This is a genomic window from Nitrospirota bacterium (assembly GCA_016180645.1).
Classification (GTDB): domain Bacteria; phylum JACPQY01; class JACPQY01; order JACPQY01; family JACPQY01; genus JACPAV01.
Window position 1 is genome coordinate 54,780 of sequence record JACPAV010000005.1, and the last position, 18,694, is coordinate 73,473.

The window sequence follows — 18,694 nt, forward strand, 5'->3', positions numbered from 1 at the left end:
CACGAAGGCTTTGGGATGAATGAAAACTCGGGCTGACCGCTGACCGCTGATCGCTGATCCCTACTTCAGTCGGATGTCCTTGATCTTGTCCCCGCGCTGGATCGCCCTTACGATGTCCATGCCGTCCGTCACCTGCCCAAGTACGGTGTACTGGCCGTCCAAGTGGGGCTGGGGGCTGAGACAGATGTAGAATTGACTTCCGTTGGATTCCTTCTTGGGATTCACCATGTCCGGTTGCCGGGCCATTCCCACCGTTCCCTCCACGTGCTTGTGCTGCGTTATTTCCGCGGGGATGGTGTAGAACTCCGGTTTCGCGTCGCTCTCTTTGACCGTGTTGGCGGCCTCGATCCCGTACTTCCCAGCCAGATCATAGCCCGGGCCGCCCGTACCGTCCCCACGCGGGTCCCCGCCTTGGACCACGAAACCCGGCTCCACCCGGTGGAACGTCAATCCGTCAAAGAAATCCTTCTTGACCAGGGTCCGGAAGTTGTCCGCGGTCTTCGGCGCCTCCTTGTCCGCGAGTTCAATGGTGAAGGATCCTCTTTCCAATTGGACCACGGCCTTCCTCTTCTTCGCGCACCCCGAAGCGCCCACGGCCAACAGGCCCAGCATCAATCCCGCCACCCATGTCCGATTCAGCATGTTCATCCTCCTTACCTTGATCCGTGATTCAACCGCTTGAGCAGGAGCGAACTCGCCTTGAAAGTGAGCATCCGCCGGGGCGGAATCTTGAACGCGACGGGCCGATTCGGGATTTTCACACTGCGGGAATCCCGGCTCTTGACCTGGAAAATGCCGAACCCCCGGATCTCCACCCGCTTTCCCTTCTTGAGAGACCCGACCAGCTCCTCGAAAGTCCGGTCGACCACCATCCGAACCGCCTCTTTTTCCAGATTGGGATACTCGCGTGCCAGTAGGTCCACCAGATCGCTCTTGCGCAAGACTCACTCCAGATTGAGGACGGAACCGAAAAAGAAGAAATTCTTGAACGCCCGGGCGGCGAAACGGTCTTCAGGCTCGCCGGTGAGCCAGTCCAGGAGGCTCGGACGGGGCATGGGCGGCCGAACGACTTCCGGCTCACCCTCGATCGAAAGCCGCTTTTGGAGCCACTCGACCGCATCATCATACGATCCCAATTCATCCACGAGACCGAGATCGAGCGCCTGGGCGCCGGAGACCGGCCGTCCATCGGCGATCACCGCCAGGGCCTCGGGTGTCAGCCGCCGCTCGGCCACCACGTCGGACAGGAACTGTTTGTGAACGTCATCCACCAGCTTCTGAAGGACGTCCAAATCCTCCTCCGACGGGGCGCGCAGGGGCGAGGCGAGGTCCTTTCGGGCCCCGCTCTTGATGACCACCGGATCGACATGGGCCTTGGCGAGAAGGCGCTCCACATGGGTGTATCCGAGAATAACCCCCACGTTTCCGGTCAGCGTTCCGGGATTCGAGAAAATTCGAGTCGAAGCGCTCGCCACATAGTATCCACCCGACGTGGCCATGTTGCCGAGCGACGCCACGACCGGCTTCTCAGCCTTGATCCGGCGGATGAGGGAGTAGATTTCCTGCGAGGGCCCAACGGCTCCCCCTTGTGAATCGATCCGGAGAATGATTCCCTTGACGTCTTCCCGGCGGCCGAATTTCTTCAGCCACTTCGTCACGTAATCCGAATCCACGATCAGGCCGTCGAGATCGACGCGCGCCAATTTCTTCCCGCCCCCCATGCTCAACATCGCTCCTCCGTGGCCCCGGTAGGCCAGCCACAAACCGGCGATGAACAGCGCTGCGAGAGCCGACGCAAGAACCAGTCCCCCGATCCTCGCGCCTTTCTTCACGCCGGAGTGCCTCCCTCCTCCGTGGCGGGAGTGGTTTCCGTGGGGGTTGGCTCTGCATCTCCCCCGGCCGGCGCCGGCTCGCCCCCGCGATCCTCATACGACTTGACGCTGAGCTCCATCCGACGCTTCTTGACATCCACATGGATGACATCGGCCATGACTTCGGCACCCAGATCGAGCCCCTTCCGGCCTTCCCCCTCCGCGCCCCGCCCCATTTGAGACGTCCGGACCAAGCCCTCCACGCCGTCTTCCAGTTCGACAAAGACGCCTTCCGGCGAAACTTCGCTCACGATTCCCTTCACGCCCGTGCCGGGCTTGTACTTGTCGGCCACATTGTTCCACGGATCACCCTGAATCTGCTTCAACCCGAAGGTCATCCGCTTCTTTTGGCCCTCGATGCGCAGGATCCGCACCGTGATCTCCTCGCCCTTCCGGAAATTCGCGGCAGGCTTAAGGTCTCGACGGTTCCACGTGATATCCGAATTGTGAACGAGGCCGGTGAGACCGTCCTCCAATTCAACAAACAATCCAAAATCCTTCACGGCACGGACCACACCCTTCACATCCATCTTCACCGCGTAGTGTTCATCCACCGTGTCCCACGGGCTGGATTCCAATTGTTTCAAGGTCAGAATGATCCGGCGCTTCTCCACGTCCATGAACAGGACCATAAAGTCCTTTTCGTCGTCCTGGTTCAGCACCTCGGAGGGATGTTTGATCTTTTTGTCCCAGCTGATTTCCGCCTTCGGAAGAAGGGCTTCCACATCGGGTTCGATTTCGACGATCGCGCCGAAGTTCGACACCTTCGTCACCTTGCCGTGGACCACGGAACCCTTGTTGATCCGCTCGATGACGTTCATCCACGGATCCGGCAGGAGCTGCTTGCGGCCCAAGGTAACCTTCCCGGTATCCGCATCCACCTTGAGGACGACCACCTCCACGTCCTCCCCCGGCTTCAGCACGTCGCCCGGATGGCGAATGCGACTCCAGGAGATGTCCCGGGTGTACATGAGCCCGTCGATCCCGCCCAGATCCACAAACACGCCGTAGGGCATGATGTTCTTCACCTTCCCGGTCAGTTTCTTCCCCGGATGGATCTTGACGATGATCTCCTGCTTCATCTTCTCTTTTTCTTTTTGCAATTGGGCCTTGCGCGAGAGGATGATGTTCCGCTTGTCCGGATTGAAGGCGAGGATCTTGAATTTGAACGATTTACCGACGTACGCGTCGTAATCTTTGACGGGATAAATATCCACCTGGGAGCCCGGGAGGAAGGCCGGCCCTCCGATGTCCACGAAGAAGCCGCCCTTTACGCGCTGGGTGATGACCCCCTCGACATCTCCATCCCGTTCGTACGCCTCTTGCAGATCGGCGATCATCCGGGCTCGCTCGGCTTTGACGTGCGAAAGTTCGATGCCCCCCTCGTCCTGCAAATTCTCCACGAGCACGTCCACTTCATCGCCCAGCTTCACTTTCAGGACCTTATTCATGTCCATGCACTCGGAGATGGGGACGAAGCCTTCGGACTTGTATCCGACGTCGACCAGCACGCGGTCGTGCCCGATCTGGACGACTTTTCCCTTGACGATCTGGCCGGGGCGGATCGACGGCACGCTCTTCTCGAGGAGTGCCTCGTACTGCGGATCGACTTCGAAATGTACGCTCATGGTGTCTTCGAGGGGGCGTATGGTAGCAGAAAATCCGCCGCATTCAACCCCAAACGTTGGCGAACGCGCCGTTCAAGCCGATCGATGACTTCCTGCTTGCTGAGGCGGGTCGTCCGGATGAAGAGGCTCCCAGGGGTTTTTCGGAGCGGGGCCAGCGCGCGGGATCGATCCCGGCGGTCGCGCGAGCGAATGTCCGATTCGATCACGCGCAACAAAACCCTTCGGCCGCCCGCGCGCAGTTCCTTCGCCCGCCTGCGCGCGCGCTCGGTGACGCCCGCCGTCAGATAGATTTTCACCTCGGCATCGGGGAAAACCACGCTGGCAATGTCTCTTCCTTCCATTACGACGCCGGGATGATAGGCCATGCCCTTCTGCAATGCAACAAGGGTTCTCCGCACCTCCGGAAAGGATGACACCCGAGAGGCCAGGCTCCCCGCGGCCGAGGATCCCAGCGACGCGGTCACATCCCTGCCGTTCAGGACCACCTTCCCCGCCCCTCCCCCCACGCCTGGAACGAGCCGAATGCGACAACCCCTCAGCGCGGTCGTAAGCGCGGACCCATCGTTGAGCAGAGCGAGTCGATCCCTGAAATACAATCCGACAGCCCGATACATCACGCCCGTGTTCACGTATTTCAGGCCGAGCCTTCCCGCCAAGGCCCTGGCCACGGAGCTTTTTCCCGAGCCGGCCGGGCCGTCGATGGCGATGACGATTCCGCGCCTCATCGCGACACCAGACCGTTCAAGACCCGGGGAAATGAAGGAAAGGACTTCTCGATGCCGGGATGTCGTATGAGCGTGTCACCCACCGCGCGAAGGCCCACCACCGCCAGCGCCATGGCCGTGCGATGATCGCCGCATCCATCCAATTCCGCGCCCCGGAGGGTTCGGCCCCCGATCACGCTCCACCCGTCGCTCCGCTCCTTCGCCTCCGCTCCCATCGCCGACAGCCCGCCAACCAGGGAACGGATACGATCCGTTTCTTTTACTCTGAGCTCGGCCGCGCCTTTCAGGATCGAGCGGCCCGGTGCAAAGGCCTGCACGGCGCCCACAAGAGGCAACTCATCGATGAGCGGAGCCACGTCCTCGGGTCTGATCTGGACCGGCCTCATCACTCCACTGCGAACCCCGATCGTTCCCCAAGGTTCCCCACACGATTCGCCCTCCGGAACGATCTCCGTCGCCGCCCCGGCCCTTTCCAGAAATCTGACAAAGGCGAGTCTTCCGGGATTCAGCAGGCAGCGGCGTATTCGTACGGCCGAGCCCGGCACCAATGCGGCGGCGGCCAGGATAAAGGACGCTGAAGAGAGATCGCCTGGAATCTCCATTTCGCCCCCCTGGATGTTGGTACCCCCGGACAAGGTGATGGCCTTCCCCTTCCGGCCAATCCGCACACCCTTGCCGACCAGCATCCGCTCGGTGTGATCACGAGTCGGTTGCGGCTCCACAACCGTGGTCCTTCCTTTGGCTCTGAGACCGGCCAGCAGCACGGCCGACTTCACCTGGGCCGAAGCCACGGGCATGCGATATCGAATGCCGCGAAGAGGGCCACCGGAGATGACCACCGGGGGGTAATGTCCCCCCTGGTTGGCCCATACCTTCGCTCCCATCTTGCGGAGTGGAATCGCAACGCGGTCCACGGGTCGTTTCCGAAGTCCTTCGCCGGTCTCGATAATGGCCGGAAACGGACAGGCCGCGAGAATTCCCATCAGGAGCCGGAGCGTGGTCCCCGAATTCCCCGCCTCCAGCGGAACCGAAGGCGGCTTCAAACCTTCCCAACCTTCTCCATACACGCGCACTTCGTTTCCTTCGCCCTCCACACGGACTCCAAGGGCACGGAGCGCGCTCTTCGTTCGGGCCACATCATCTCCCGGCGGGAGGTTGCGAATAACGCTGGGACCGCGTCCGATGGCGGCTAGGAGCAACGCACGATGAGCAATCGACTTGTCCCCTTCAAGCTCGACATCCCCGCGGAGGGGCCCCGATCGGCTCACACGAAGGGAGCCGTCCGGTTCAATCCCAATCATTCCGTGATCTCGCGGCTCGCTTGAGGAATTTCTCGATCTCCTCCACGGGTCGGTCCAATAGCTCGGCCAATTGCCCCAGATTTCTAATCACACTCTCGATCCGCGGGCGCAGAGCCCCGGCGTTCATCTTGAGGAGCGAGGCCCACATGGCCGGAGGGCCGGCCGACACCCGCGTCATGTCCTTGAAACTCCCGCCGGCCAGTTTCCGAATGGCATCCTGCCTCAACTCGCCGGCCGCGACCTCGGAGAACGAGAAGGAGAGCGCATGCGGTAGGTGGCTGATGAGAGCGACCAGATCGTCATGCTCGGTCGGAGACATTTGGATCACCCTCGAACCGACCTCCTCCCACATCCCGACCACGGCCTTGAGCGCATCGGGGCTTGTGGAATCGACCGGGGTGACGACGCATGCGGCTCCATCAAACAGGCCGCCCTCGGCCTGTTCAACCCCTGACCGCTCCTTGCCGGCCATCGGGTGTGCCCCCACAAATCGGCGTCCCTCCGCGTGGGTGGCGAACCGCTGTACGATGCTTCCCTTCACGCCTGCCACATCTGTAACCACGGCAGCTGGGGGAAGGACCGACGGCTCCAGAAGCAAAGCCGCCGTTTCGAGAATCCGGTCGGGTGGAGTACAGAGAATGACGGCGGATGCATCCCGGCACGCCCTCCGAAGGTCGGTGTCCATCGCGTCGATCATCTTGTGGTCCACGGCCCACTGAAGCCGGTCGCGATGGCGCCCGACGCCCACGATCGTTCCGGCCAGACCCCGAGCGCGGAGGGCCAGCCCGAGCGATCCCCCGACCAGCCCCACGCCATGGATCACGACCCGCTCGAACAACCTTGATTCCATAATAGGTGACAGTATACTGTTATTGCATCAAATAGAGTATACTGTCACCTATTATTCAAGAATTGAGGCCAGGGCATTCACCAGCCGCTTGCTTTCAGCCCTCTTTCCCACCGTCACACGAAAGCCGCCTGAAATTCCGAACGACGCGGTATCTCTCACCCAAATGTTTTGCTGCGCCAGGCGTTCCACCAGCCGCGATGCGCGCCGCGGTGGAATCACCAGAAGAAAGTTTGCCTGGGAAGGAACCACCCGCAGCCCCAAGCGCCGGAGCTCCGATTCCAGAAACAGTTTTTCCGATTGATTGCGCTTCCACATCGTGGCCTGCCAACGCCGGTCTCTGATCGCCGCCGCCGCTGCCGCCTGCGCCACCCGATTGACGTTGAACGGTTGGCGAAGTTTATTCAGGACCCCCGCCATCGCCTTCTCGCACACCGCGAACGCGCAACGCAAACCGGCCATCCCGTGACTCTTGGAAAACGTCCGCATCACGATCAGGTTGGGATGTCGCCTCCGCAGTTGCATTCCATCCGGGAAGTCGCCGGCCTCCGGATACCCCCAGTAGGCCTCATCGAGCAGTACGATAACGTGGGTGGGAAGCGACTTGAGCAGATCTGAAAGCTCACGCCGGGGGATGTAGGTACCGGTCGGATTGTTCGGATTCGCCAGCACCACAAGGGCGGTTCGCTCACAGACCTTGGCCCGGACGCGGGATATATCGTATTGATAGTCCACCAGGGGGAAGAACACCGCTCTCGCTCCACAGGCTCGGGCGGCGATCTCGTAGTACGTGAAGCTGGGGTGCGGCAGAAGCGCTTCTTTGCCGGCGCGCAAGTACATCCGAAAAATGAGGTCCATCAATTCATCCGATCCGTTTCCCAGCACGACCTCCTCGGCTTGGACTCGGAGCACTCGGGCGATGGCTCGCCGTGGGTCGGTCGCCCACTTGTCGGGGTAAAGATGGAGCGATCGTAAGGCGCCGGCCGCCGCCCTGTGCACGGCCGGTGACGCCCCGTAGTTGTTCTCGTTACCCGAGAGCCGCACGAGGTCCCCTCGCGGTTTGCCGCGCCGCTGGCCCGGCTGGTACTCCGGCAGCCCCCGTATCGCGTCGGCGACCCCGGACAGCCCACCGTTGTTTTCCATCGTCCTGCCGGTGCCCACGCTCCGCTTCTGAAGATTCAGACAGGCCGTGATAATTTCGTGAAACACGTTTTGAAGACCCTCCGCCGGAAAACTTCCATCGCCCGCGGAAAGCAGCCGCCGGAAGATTTCCTCCTCTCTCGATCCGGAATAGAGAGGACGCCCCTTGTGTTTCTTGACCTTGGCGACGGCCGCCGCCCAACGCGCCCGCTCCTCCAGGAGGCGCAGGATTCGAAGGTCCACCTCGTCGATCCTGGATCGGAGGGCCTTCAGCGATCGGACCGTTCCGGGCATGACAGCCCCGCTCACGAGCCGGAAGCCCGCCGTTCGGCGCCAGGCACCGTCGACGACTCCCCCGCTCGTCTGCAACGAACGACGATCTCCCCTGCCAGGCGCTCGACCGGAGCCTGCGCGTCGATGGCTCCGCTCTGGATCGCCTCCCTGGGCATTCCGAAGATGACGGCCGTTTCCTCGGACTCCGCAAGCGTCTGCCCGCCCAGCCGTCGAATTTCCATCACCCCATGTCGACCGTCATCCCCCATCCCCGTGAGAACCACCCCCACGGCTTCGGCTCCAAAGACCTCGGCCGCGGATTGGAAGAGGCGATCCACGGAGGGCACGTAGCGGTCCCCCGGCCCCGTCCGCTCCAGTTTCACGAAGGGCCGCTCTCTCGTTCCCGATACCCGCGCGTGGAAACCGCCGGGCGTGATCAGCACCTGCCCCGCGCGGGGCAATACCAAATTCTCGGTCTCTCTCACTTCCAAGGTGCAGACCTTGTTCACGCGCTCCGCGAACGCCTTCGTGAACCCGGCCGGCATGTGCTGCGCCACGAGGACGGGTGCCGGAAGATCCCCCGGCAATCGGGACAGCACCGTTTGGAGGGCGGTGGGTCCGCCCGTGGAGGCGCCTACCACCACGATTCGCCCTTCGCGGCGCGCGCCGGTGGACAACGGCGCGACCGCCTCGGCCGACCGCGGAACTTCCCTCCGAGTCAGTCGGCACACCTTGTCCATCGAGACCATCCTCGCACCGAGAATTTTCTTCACCAATTCGCTGTGTATGCCGTACAGATCGGGCGAAATCTGGTTCTGCGGCTTGGCTACGAAATCGATCGCGCCGAGTTCCATCGCCAGGAAGGTCGTCTGGCTGTCCGCCTTTCCGCTGACGACGATGACCGGCGTCGGTCGTCGATTCATGAGAATCCGCAGGAAGGTGAATCCATCCATCTTCGGCATCTCCAGATCCAGCGTTACCACGTCCGGCGATAAGTCGAGGGCCTTCTTGAGCCCCTCCTCCCCATCCCGCGCCGACTCCACGACTTCGATCGACGGCTCGGATTCCAGCATTCTTCGCAGCACCCGGCGGTTGTAGGCGGAATCATCGATGATCAGGACTTTGACGCGAGCGCCGTCCATCAACCCAGTGCCCGTGGTCGGCCCGGAGGGTCGCCGGTCCAGCGGATCCTCCGATGGGTGTGGGGCCTCGGGGGACGGCATCACAGCGGCTTCCGGTAGACCAGATCGTTCGTCAGCTGCACGAATTCGAATCCCGTGGACAGGTTCATCAAGGACTCCGCATGGCCCAACAAGAGGTAGCCTCCGGGAACGAGCTTGTCGAAGAACGTGTTGACGACTTTGCGCCGGGGCTCCAGATGAAAATACATGATCACATTCCGGCAGAAGATGACGTCCATTTGAGGAAGGAGCGAGATGCGGTCGCAATCCAGAAGATTCACGTGGGCAAACTGTACGGATCCCCGCGCGCGGTCGATCAGCCGGTACCGCGCTTCCTTTCGCTCAAAGTATTTTTCTTTCAGGCTCGGCGCGATGGCGCGCATGGAGGACTCTCCGTACAATCCCGCGCGGCACACTTGGAGGGCGCGCTTGCTGATGTCGTTCGCCGTGATTTCCTTCTTCCACGTCTCAAGGCGGGTGTCCTCGCACAACAGGATCGCCACCGAATACGGCTCCTCCCCCGTGGCGCAGCCCGCGCTCCAGATGCGCATGGCGCGCTCGCGCCCCCTCTTCCGCTGGATGAGGTCCGGCACGATTTCCTCGGAAAACGCGCGGAGCTGGCTGGGTTCGCGGAAGAAATAGGTTTCCTTCGTCGTCACCGTTTCCACCAATTCCTGGAGCTCCTGTTCGCGCCGCTCGTCGTATTTCAGGAGGTAGTAGTAGTCGAGGAAGCTCTTGACTTTGAGGTGCTCCGCATTCCGGCTGAGGCGCATCTCGACGATGGTCTTCGCGCCGTTCTCGAAGAAAATACCGCAATAGTCCCGGATGAAATCCCGGATGAGACCGAACTCCTGGTCGGTCATCCGGAGGGTGGGCAGCCCCGGGAAACTCATGCCGATGCGCCGCGCCCGATCTGGGCGGCCACCCGCTGGATTTCGTAGCTCTTCTCATGGCGGGCCATTTCCTTCAGGAAATCCTTCCGCAAGACCCGGCCCGACCGGCCCACCCATCTCAACCAATCCAGTTTGGCTTCGTCCCGCAGTCCGCCCACACGACTTCGAACATCCACGCACGTCGGATCGATCCCGTATCGCTCCAGGATGCGAACCGCTTCCAACTGAACGCGGGGTTCCGAGTGGGCCAGGACCGGGCCCAGGCAGCGCAGGGCGTTCTTTCGATTCTGCCTCGCGAGTACTTCAAAGGCGAAAATGACCACGGGCCCCATCGGATCGAGCAGGGCTTTCTCCATGAGGGCCGATCCCGGAGCCTTTACCGCAGCCCCCACCGTGACCAAGCCGCGCAATGCTTCCAGCCGGACCCAGCCGCTCTTGTCGTTCAGCATCCTGACCAGGGCCTCGGTGGCTCCCCGTCCGCCGGTTTCCGACAGGATCCTGCAAGCGAGCGAGCGATTTTCGACGTCATCATCGTTGAGGAAGGCCATCGCCTGTTCCCTGGCCTTCGGAGGAGAGAGGCGGGCCAGCGCCGCCAAGGCCTCCCGGCGAATGCCAGGCGACTCGTCCTTCAGCAGCATGACCAGCTTCGCCAGGTGCTTGCGAGTTCCGCAGTGGCCGAGGAGGCGCACCACATAGACGAGCGACGCCCGATCATCCCCGGAGAATCCCTTTTCCACGCCCTCCAGGACCTCTGCCTTGTGCGAACCGCAGAGCCGGACCAGGCCGTCCAAGATGCTTTCTTTGACCGACTCCTCCGATTCCGAGCACAGTTTCTCAAACAATCGCGCCACATCGTCTCGCCCAGCCAGGGCCCCGAGGGCCCTCGCTGATGCCGAACGGATCAAGGGATCCGGATCGTCCAGCCCCTTTTCCGCCAGCGGCCGGCTCTCCGCGACGCCGAAGGCGGCGAACAGGCGCAAACAGAAGGCCTGTTTCTCCGGCGAGACGGCGTGAAACGCCAGAACGAGGCTCCGGACGGCATCCGGGCCAAGCCCCCGGTAAACTTCCTCCGCGACAACAGACCCCTGCTCGCTGGATACCAGTTGGAGGATGTGTTTTGCGAATTCCTTGAGCCCGAGCACGGCGGCCAGCCGGGCCGCACCGAATTGAAGTGGGGGTTCTTCGGATTCCAGCCATCGAGAAAGCGCGAGAAATGCCGCGCCGGGGAGAGACGCTTTGGCGGCCTTTCCCAGACTCGGCCGCGTTCGGAGCATGCGATCCAGGGCCAGCAGCGCGGTTTGGCGAAGGGTTTCGTTCGGCGCGTCGAGGAGGCGGCATACTTTCCGCATGGCGGCTTCGCTCGTGTGAAGCCCAAGCAGACGAACGGCGGGCTTGGCCAGAAGCGGATCCGCCAGGAAACCATCGAGCCTGTTCAGGGGAAGATTCGATTCCTGATCCGCAAGCGCTTCGAGGACGGCCAATCGCACGAGCGGCCGCAAGTCCGCCTTTCGGACTTCCTGCTTGAGGATCGCCTGGGCACTGCGGCTCCTGATCTTCCCCAAGGCCTCGGCGGAGGCAAAACTGACGTTCTCGTCCGCATCCTTGAGAAGGTTCGCCAGGCCTTTCTCCGCTTCCCCACCCCCGATGTCTCCCAGGATATCCGCTGCAAATTTCCTCACGTCTTCATCGCTCTTGGCCGACGCCTTTACCAAGGCGCGCACGCTCGGCCTCCCGACGCGAACCAAGGCCTCCACGCAGGCGTTTCGGCATCCCGCGTTTTCCTGGGCATGCAGACCCTCGATCAGCCCTTCAACGTAGACCTCGGGGTGAATCGCATTCGTGATTTTTTCGACGGCCGCCTTCCGGACGCGCCAACTGGGGTCGCCCAAGGCGGCCAGAAACATCGACTTGTGCTTCTCCTCCGGGGGGAGAGACGTTACGGCCTGCCAGCGCTCTTCTTCGCCCCGATCCGCGGGGAATACGGTTTCACGTTCCATCGACAACGCCCTCGAACTTCAACACTTTATATCATCCGAGCCTGTACTTGACCAACACGACCCCCGCGAGGAGGAGGGTCCCCAGCCACGACCGGTATTCGCGGTTCTCGCCCAGCGCCCGTTTCATCGAGAAACGTTCGTGACACGCCGGAGCGCGCCGCAGCGGCAGGAATCCGTACACGGCCTTCCGGTAATGCCGATACGCCTGGCCGAATGCGGAAGCCATCTGTCTTTCTTCCTCCGCCGCCGCAAGCCCGTATAGCATCGCGAACATTACCGAGAAACACGGAATCACCCAAGTTCTCCCCGAGGCGATCGAGAGCCCCAGCCCCAGGAGGAAACTCCCGACATACAGCGGGTGCCGCACCCAGCGGTAGGGGCCCGACGTGGTGAGCGCCGTCCGTTTGCGCAAGTATCCTCCGGCCCAGATCCGAATGGCGTGGCCCAAAAGCACCAAGACAACTGCCGCCGTCAAGTGCACTTTCTCGGGTTTCGCCGTGACGGCCACAAGCATGAGGAAAACATTTCCGATAGCCACCCGTTTCCGCACAAGAAACGAACTGAAGGACGCACCCGTAAAGGGTGCGGCTACCTTCCCAAGCGCGGACGACGCCAGCGGGTAGGCGCAGGCTTCAGCCTGCGTCCGAGGCGCGGCACCCATCTTCTCCTCCCCGGAGCCGAGGGTTTTCAGCAACGCGCTGCTGGAGTGATCTTTTGGATCGCCCACGATCGCCACGCGCGCGCCGATGGCCCGATCCGTTTCCCTCTCGGGCACGTTCTCCGCCGTGTAGTCCGTTCCCTTGGCATGCACCTGGGGTCTCAAACGCCGGAGAACCCCCTCCACGTTCGCGCCTGAAAACGGCACGACGTGGTCCACGCACGCCAAAGCGGCTATCACTTCCATCCGCTCCGCCAACGGTTGCGCCGGTCTCCCCTCGCCTTTCATCGCGCGCACGGATGGATCGTCGTTGATCGCCACAACCAGGAGATCCCCTTCGCGCTTCGCGCCCTCGAGGTACCGGACGTGTCCGACGTGGATCAGATCGAAGACGCCGTTCGCAAGAACGACGGTCTTGCCCTCTTGCCGAGTTTGCTCGCCCACACCTCCCAAATCCTCGATCCGAAGGATCTTCTCCGAGGTCATCACTGCTGGTAGGCGCGGGCTTTATGCCCGCGTTCGAAGAGCGCACCCGTAAAGGGTGCGGCTACCCACGCGGAATATGCCATCTCCGACAGCCCATGGGCCGACCGCCCGCCGACGCGTCCACGCCGTCGACGAACGATCGTTCTCAGGCGTTCAGCGCCAGCTCGGGGCCGGACAAGTCGAATCGCGGGTGGCGCCTGCGACGGACTTTGGAGTCCACCAAACCGCTGATGAGGATCGGAAGGGCGATGGTTGAATCACAATACACCTGGATCTTGCGCGCTCCGCGGGTGATTTTTCCCCACGACTGCGCCTCTTCAAACGTCGCGCCCGACAGTCCTCCCCATACCGGCGAATCCTGCGTGATCTGCACGGCGTATTCGTGCGCCGTGTCGCCAAAGCCGATCCACTGCGAGGTCACTTGGGCCTGCTGGACGAAATTCTTCGCCACGCCCCCGCCCAGGATGAATATGCCCGTCCCGTGACTCTTGCCGCAGATGACGGCGGTCTCCACCACATCCGCTATGGTATCCACGCACAGTTTCAGGCCCAGTTTGGCCTGTCCGAAGCCCAGCGCGATTCCCAGCGACGAATCGGCGATCGCCGGACAGAAGACGGGCACCTTGGCGCGATAAGCCGTCGACAAGATGCTCGGGCGTTTCTCCAACTTGGCCAGTCGCTCCCCCAGCAGGTAGAGGAACCGACGCGTCGAATAGCGCTGCGTGGGATCCAGCGATGACGCGAAATCGGCCACGATCTCATCCACGAAATGATACTCCCGCTCGTTCCCGAAGGTGTCATACACGCGGTCGACAAAATGGTCGCGCAGCACCATGTCGTCCACCTTGTCCGTTCCCTTCCAGTGCGTGCCGCCGAGGCTGTTGACGATATCGTGAAACAGGTTGGCCCCGGTGGAAACCAGACAGTCGATGTACCGGTTGCGGATCATGTGCATGATGATCTCGCCCATGCCCGCGGGCGTCATCGCGCCGGAAAGGGCCATCATGATCGTCACACGGTCCTGCACCATTTCCCGAAGGATGGCGAACGCGCGGGCCAGATTGCGCGCTTGGAACGAGACGTCCTCCATCCGCTCCAACACGTCGGCCACACCATCCGCCTTCGGCTCGAACGGGACGATGGGAGATCTGAACCACCGCTTGGGCCGTTTCGCCTTGTGGGAAAGGTCGTTATAAACCGTGTGGATCTCTTTGGCTTTTTTGACCGGCATCAATCCTCCCAATCGGCAAACACGGCGGCCGACAGAACCGTGGTCCACTGACCTTCCCGGCTTCCCACCGCCGATTGCGTGATGTTGTGTGTCCGGTAGACCTTGCCGCTGATCCGCCAGATTTCCTTGTTCTCATCCCAGCTTTTTTCCGGGTCGAAGCTCGCCCCGACGATCGTCGCCAGCATTCCCGCCGCCAGGTCTTCCGCGTAGTCTCCGGCCTTTTTCTCCGTCTCGCCGTAACTGTGATGCTCCGACAGGTATCCGTATTGGCGACGGTCCTTCGGCAGCGCGAGCCCGATCGAGGCCGCGATGAGCCGGTTCGGCTCGTTGCTGTAGGATTCCGCCAGCACCACGTGGACGATCTCCCCGGGTTCGAGCAACTTGACGCCCTCGTGCCGAGGAATCAGTTTGCATCCCGGCGGGTAGATGCTCGTCACGCGGACGAGATTGTACCGGGCAATATCCGCATCGCGGAGCGCCATCTCGAAGCTGGTCAATTTTTCCTTGTGACGACCAACGCCTTTGGTCAAAAACATTCGTGTGGGTATTGGCATTCCATTCTCCCTTTTAGATTAGAGCGGGCACGCGTTCTTCGTGCGCCACCAGATGTTTTCTTCGCACCGCCCGTTCCACGAGCGGCAGGGTCCTGTCGAGCTTCGCCACGTGACACACCGGCGCGCCGGGATTCACCAGCGGAAGCGTCGTCGCTCCGATGACCAGACCGGTCAGCGGGCTCCGGATCGTGCCGAATTCTCGGCCGAAAGGATTTGTGTTCAGCGCCATCTCTTCCCCTTCATATACCAGATCGCCCGGTTTCTTGTAGAGAATCAGTATCCCGCCCTTTTCCGCCCGGATCCATTCCGACTTCTTCACAATGATCCGAAAAGCCGGCGTCACCTTGGTGCCCGTGATCATGCCGAGTTCGATCATGACGTTTCGGATGCCCTCCACCCCCTGGCGTATGAGTCCGTCTTGAAATTTCTGGCTCTCCCCGGCCTCGTAGAGGAGGGTGGGAACACCCGCCGCCACCGCCGCCCGACGGATGGATCCTTCCGAGCCGCCCGCGTCGATGATGATTTCCTCTCCGAACGCCTTGGCCAGACGCCGCACCCACGGGGCGTGCAGGTCGCCGCGCACATGCGGCAGGTTCGTACGGTCCGTGGCCGCCGTGTGCAGATCGATCCCGCAATCGCAGTGACGGATGATGTCGTTAAAGATTCGGTGCGCGATCCGGTCCGCCATGTGACCCGACGGATTCCCCGGGAAGTATCGGTTCAAATCCCGACGGTCCGGCAGATATCGCGTTTGATTGAGAAATCCGAAGCGGTTCACCACCGGAATCAACACCAGGGTTCCCCGCAGGTCCGCGGGACGGGTCCGGCAAATCATCTGCCGCACCATTTCCACGCCGTTCAGTTCGTCCCCGTGGACCGCCGCCGTGACAAACAGTGTGGGGCCGGACGACTCTCCCGCGATCACCGTGACCGGGATCGTCGCCGCCGTCGCCGTGTAGAATTCACTGACCTTGAGATTGATCTCGTAGGTTTCTCCCGGCTGAATCGTCGTGCCGGCGATCCTAAGCGGCTTTTTTTCTTTCCTTAGCCTTCTCAGCATATTGCACCGTGTACTCGATGATTTTTCTGGCGACGTCCTGCCCCGTGGCCCGCTCCAGCCCCTCGAAGCCCGGTGACGAATTCACCTCCATCACCTTGGGCCCCGACTTCGATTCAATGATATCGACGCCGGCAATGTTCAACGCCAGCGCCCGGGCCGCGGCCACGGCCAGATCCCGATAGCTTTGCGGAACATCCACCGCCTTCGCCTCACCGCCCTTGTGAATATTCGAGCGGAATTCGCCCGCCCGCGCAATCCGCCGGATGACTCCGATGACTTCTCCGCCCACGACCAGCACGCGAAGATCCTCGCCCTTCGATTCCGGCACGTATTCCTGGATCAAAACCTCCCGACCCAGGTTCCATACGGTGTCCAGGAGGCCTTCGAGCGAGCCCCTTGAATCGGCCATCATCACGCCCACACCCTGGGCGCCCTGGATCAATTTCACGATCACCGGCGTCCCGCCCACGAGTCCGAGGATCTGATCCAGGTTCCGCGCGTCCCGGCACATGATCGTGCGAGGCACGGCCACACCGTTCATGGCCAGGATCTGGAGGCAGCGCAGTTTGTCACGCGACGCGATGATCGATTGCGAGGAGTTCACCACCGGCAGGCCGATCAGTTCCAGTTGTGAAACCGTCGCCAATCCGTAATCCGTGATGGACGCGCCGATGCGCGGCAAAACCACGTCCGGCGTTTCCAGAGGCTTGTCCTTCACGTAGATCGCGCCCGCGTCCTTCGCCACGACCACCACGCACCGCAACGGATCCAGCACCATGACATGGTGTCCCAGTTGAAGCGAGGCCTTGGTGAAGCGGCGCGTCGAGTACAGCGTTCCGCGGCGCGACAGGATCAGGATCTTCATCGGTCGGATGCCCGGGCCTCCCGAACAACCTTCCGATGCGATGGGGCTTCAACAAAACGACGGGTAGAGCAGTCGAGGTATTTCACGATTCCGACAAGCGCAAGAGAATTCACATCGATTGAATATCGTCTGCCCATCTCTTTGTCAAGACTCAGTGAAATAAAACACGTTTTTTCATACAATGCGCGCATGAAGAGATTGACGGCACTCGCCCGCTGCGCAGGCTGAGCGGGCAAGATCGGTCCAGGGGACCTGGACACACTGTTATCTTCGCTCCGTTTCTATCGGGCGCCGGGAGTTTTGTTCGGCGTCGAGACACGGGGGGACGCGGGAATCGTCCGTCTCCGACCCGACCTCGCGCTGCTCTTCACCGCCGATTTCTTCGCGCCGGTTGTGGACGACCCCCGGGCCTATGGCCGCATTTCGGCGGCCAATTCCCTCTCGGACATCTGGGCGATGGGCGGAACGCCGATCGCCGCGCTGAATCTCGTGGGGTTTCCCGATTCGCTTCCGAAGACCGTCCTGCGCGATATCCTGAGGGGCGCTTCCGAAATCTGCGCCGAGGCCGGCGTTTCCATCGTGGGCGGCCACTCCGTGCGCGACGAGGAGCCCAAGTTTGGACTCGCTGCGGTGGGAACGGTTCACCCGAAGCGCGTGATCCTCAATTCCACGGCCCGGCCGGGCGACTCGCTGATTCTGACCAAAGCCATCGGCACGGGAGTGGTGACCACTGGCATCAAGCGAGGTCTTGCGCCCGCCTCTGCGATCCGTGCGGCGGTGGCTTCGATGGAATCACTCAACCAGACCGCCGCCGATGTCATGAGCCGGTTTCGTGTGCATGCCTGCACGGACGTGACGGGATTCGGTCTTCTGGGCCATCTCCACCGCATGGCGCATGCAAGCCGGTGCGGCGCACGAATTCATTTCTCAACGATGCCCATCCTCTCCGGGGTGATGGAGCTTCTCCAACGCAAGTGCTATCCGGGAGGAACGCTGGCCAATCTGGGTTTCCTTGAAGGAAAGGTGTCATGGGATCTCGATGGGCCGGTCTATCGCCGGCTCCTCGCGGATCCCCAGACCTCGGGTGGACTCCTCATGGCTGTTCATCCGCGGGATGCCTCGAAACTCCTGGCCGGCTTGAGAAGGAAGGGAATCGTGCAATCACGCATCATCGGTGAGGTAACGTCCGATCCTCGCCACCGCATACAAGTTCTTGCCTGAGATGAGGGTCGCCTTCATAACCAATCCCGACGGGTGGGAGGTTCCTGTCTACGCTGAGGCGCTAAGAAAGGCCCACCACTCCATGGTCGGCGTGCTCGCCCCCCTCTCGCCAAGGCCGCTTTTCGCTCGAATCAGACGGAACCGTGCCGCGGGACGCCGTCTCCTCCGACGCTCCGAGAGGGCGATCTTGTGGGCCGCCTGGTCGGCCCGATCCAGGCGCTTCCTTCGCGACCATTCCGCGCTACGAGCCTACTGCAAGAAGCACAAGTTCCCCCTGATCCTCGTGTGGTCTCTGTCTTCCGCGCGCGCTGCGAAGTTCCTTCGCAGACTGAAACCGGACCTCCTTTTCTCCGCCTCGCTCAGCCATCTCGTTCCACAGTCGCTCCTCTCCGTCCCACGGATCGCCGCCGTCAACATTCATGGTGGACTGCTTCCGGAATACGGTGGGCTGGACTCCGCCTACTGGGCACTTCAAGATCGGCAGAGCAACGCCGGGGTGACCTTCCACACCTTGACCGAGCGATTTGATTCGGGCCGGATTATCCTTCGCCGTTCGCTCACAGTCCGTGGCACTCCCACGCCCGATGCCCTCGCCGAAAAGTTGATCCGACTCGCCGCCAAATCCCTTCCTGAATGCGTCGATCGGATCAAGTCCGGCCGCTTTGAAACTCAGACGCCCGTTCGATCCCGCCTTCGACCCAGGCCGGCCCGCTAGGCGACCGCTCTTCCTCTAAAGACCCTCCCCCACAAATACACCAACACT

The 18,694-nt window shown here is 61.9% G+C and carries 18 protein-coding genes; 2 read left to right on the forward strand and 16 right to left on the reverse strand.

Features of this window, described 5'->3' with window-relative positions; translation table 11 throughout:
* Positions 1 to 60: 60 nt before the first annotated feature.
* The 16 genes from HYT87_04390 to HYT87_04465 all read right to left on the reverse strand — a co-directional run bounded on the left by HYT87_04390 (position 61) and on the right by HYT87_04465 (position 16,710).
* Positions 61 to 648: a peptidylprolyl isomerase gene (locus tag HYT87_04390; protein MBI2058989.1), complete on the reverse strand. Its 588-nt coding sequence runs from the start codon at positions 646 to 648 to the stop codon at positions 61 to 63.
* A gap of 5 nt (positions 649 to 653) precedes the next feature.
* Positions 654 to 941 carry an integration host factor subunit beta gene (locus tag HYT87_04395; GenBank protein MBI2058990.1) on the reverse strand — a complete coding sequence of 96 codons (288 nt, stop codon included), beginning with the start codon at positions 939 to 941 and terminating at the stop codon, positions 654 to 656.
* Between the two features lie 3 nt (positions 942 to 944).
* A complete protein-coding gene (gene sppA, locus HYT87_04400; protein MBI2058991.1) occupies positions 945 to 1,832 on the reverse strand; it encodes a signal peptide peptidase SppA in 888 nt (295 codons plus the stop codon).
* Complete coding sequence (locus tag HYT87_04405; GenBank protein MBI2058992.1) at positions 1,829 to 3,499, reverse strand: 30S ribosomal protein S1; 1,671 nt, start codon at positions 3,497 to 3,499, stop codon at positions 1,829 to 1,831. The genes sppA and HYT87_04405 overlap by 4 nt, the downstream gene beginning before the upstream one ends.
* The gene (locus tag HYT87_04410; GenBank protein MBI2058993.1) at positions 3,496 to 4,224 is read right to left on the reverse strand and encodes a (d)CMP kinase; all 729 of its coding nucleotides are present in this window, start codon (positions 4,222 to 4,224) and stop codon (positions 3,496 to 3,498) included. Before HYT87_04410 ends, HYT87_04405 begins: the two co-directional genes overlap by 4 nt.
* On the reverse strand, positions 4,221 to 5,525 hold the full coding sequence (gene aroA / locus HYT87_04415; protein ID MBI2058994.1) for a 3-phosphoshikimate 1-carboxyvinyltransferase: 1,305 nt from the start codon (positions 5,523 to 5,525) through the stop codon (positions 4,221 to 4,223). The genes HYT87_04410 and aroA overlap by 4 nt, the downstream gene beginning before the upstream one ends.
* A complete protein-coding gene (locus tag HYT87_04420; protein ID MBI2058995.1) occupies positions 5,512 to 6,375 on the reverse strand; it encodes a prephenate dehydrogenase/arogenate dehydrogenase family protein in 864 nt (287 codons plus the stop codon). Before HYT87_04420 ends, aroA begins: the two co-directional genes overlap by 14 nt.
* A 51-nt stretch (positions 6,376 to 6,426) precedes the next feature.
* A complete protein-coding gene (gene hisC, locus HYT87_04425; protein MBI2058996.1) occupies positions 6,427 to 7,806 on the reverse strand; it encodes a histidinol-phosphate transaminase in 1,380 nt (459 codons plus the stop codon).
* An 11-nt stretch (positions 7,807 to 7,817) separates the two neighbouring features.
* Positions 7,818 to 8,927, reverse strand: coding sequence for a chemotaxis response regulator protein-glutamate methylesterase (locus tag HYT87_04430; protein MBI2058997.1), 1,110 nt, complete (start codon positions 8,925 to 8,927; stop codon positions 7,818 to 7,820).
* A gap of 80 nt (positions 8,928 to 9,007) precedes the next feature.
* Complete coding sequence (locus HYT87_04435; protein MBI2058998.1) at positions 9,008 to 9,859, reverse strand: protein-glutamate O-methyltransferase CheR; 852 nt, start codon at positions 9,857 to 9,859, stop codon at positions 9,008 to 9,010.
* Complete coding sequence (locus HYT87_04440; protein MBI2058999.1) at positions 9,856 to 11,856, reverse strand: HEAT repeat domain-containing protein; 2,001 nt, start codon at positions 11,854 to 11,856, stop codon at positions 9,856 to 9,858. The genes HYT87_04435 and HYT87_04440 overlap by 4 nt, the downstream gene beginning before the upstream one ends.
* 31 nt (positions 11,857 to 11,887) lie before the next feature.
* Entirely contained in the window at positions 11,888 to 13,000 is a 1,113-nt protein-coding gene (locus HYT87_04445; GenBank protein ID MBI2059000.1) for an adenylyltransferase/cytidyltransferase family protein, read from the reverse strand.
* Between the two features lie 145 nt (positions 13,001 to 13,145).
* Complete coding sequence (locus tag HYT87_04450; protein MBI2059001.1) at positions 13,146 to 14,231, reverse strand: deoxyhypusine synthase family protein; 1,086 nt, start codon at positions 14,229 to 14,231, stop codon at positions 13,146 to 13,148.
* A complete protein-coding gene (locus HYT87_04455) occupies positions 14,231 to 14,785 on the reverse strand; it encodes an arginine decarboxylase, pyruvoyl-dependent (GenBank protein ID MBI2059002.1) in 555 nt (184 codons plus the stop codon). Before HYT87_04455 ends, HYT87_04450 begins: the two co-directional genes overlap by 1 nt.
* A gap of 13 nt (positions 14,786 to 14,798) precedes the next feature.
* Positions 14,799 to 15,845, reverse strand: coding sequence for a succinylglutamate desuccinylase/aspartoacylase family protein (locus tag HYT87_04460; protein MBI2059003.1), 1,047 nt, complete (start codon positions 15,843 to 15,845; stop codon positions 14,799 to 14,801).
* A complete protein-coding gene (locus HYT87_04465) occupies positions 15,808 to 16,710 on the reverse strand; it encodes a RimK family alpha-L-glutamate ligase (protein MBI2059004.1) in 903 nt (300 codons plus the stop codon). The genes HYT87_04460 and HYT87_04465 overlap by 38 nt, the downstream gene beginning before the upstream one ends.
* A gap of 189 nt (positions 16,711 to 16,899) precedes the next feature.
* Between HYT87_04465 and selD the strand changes: the two genes are divergently transcribed.
* Entirely contained in the window at positions 16,900 to 17,931 is a 1,032-nt protein-coding gene (gene selD, locus HYT87_04470) for a selenide, water dikinase SelD (protein MBI2059005.1), read from the forward strand.
* 1 nt (position 17,932) lies between these two features.
* Positions 17,933 to 18,646, forward strand: a complete 714-nt coding sequence (locus tag HYT87_04475; protein MBI2059006.1) for a hypothetical protein — start codon at positions 17,933 to 17,935, stop codon at positions 18,644 to 18,646.
* Positions 18,647 to 18,694 lie beyond the last annotated feature (48 nt).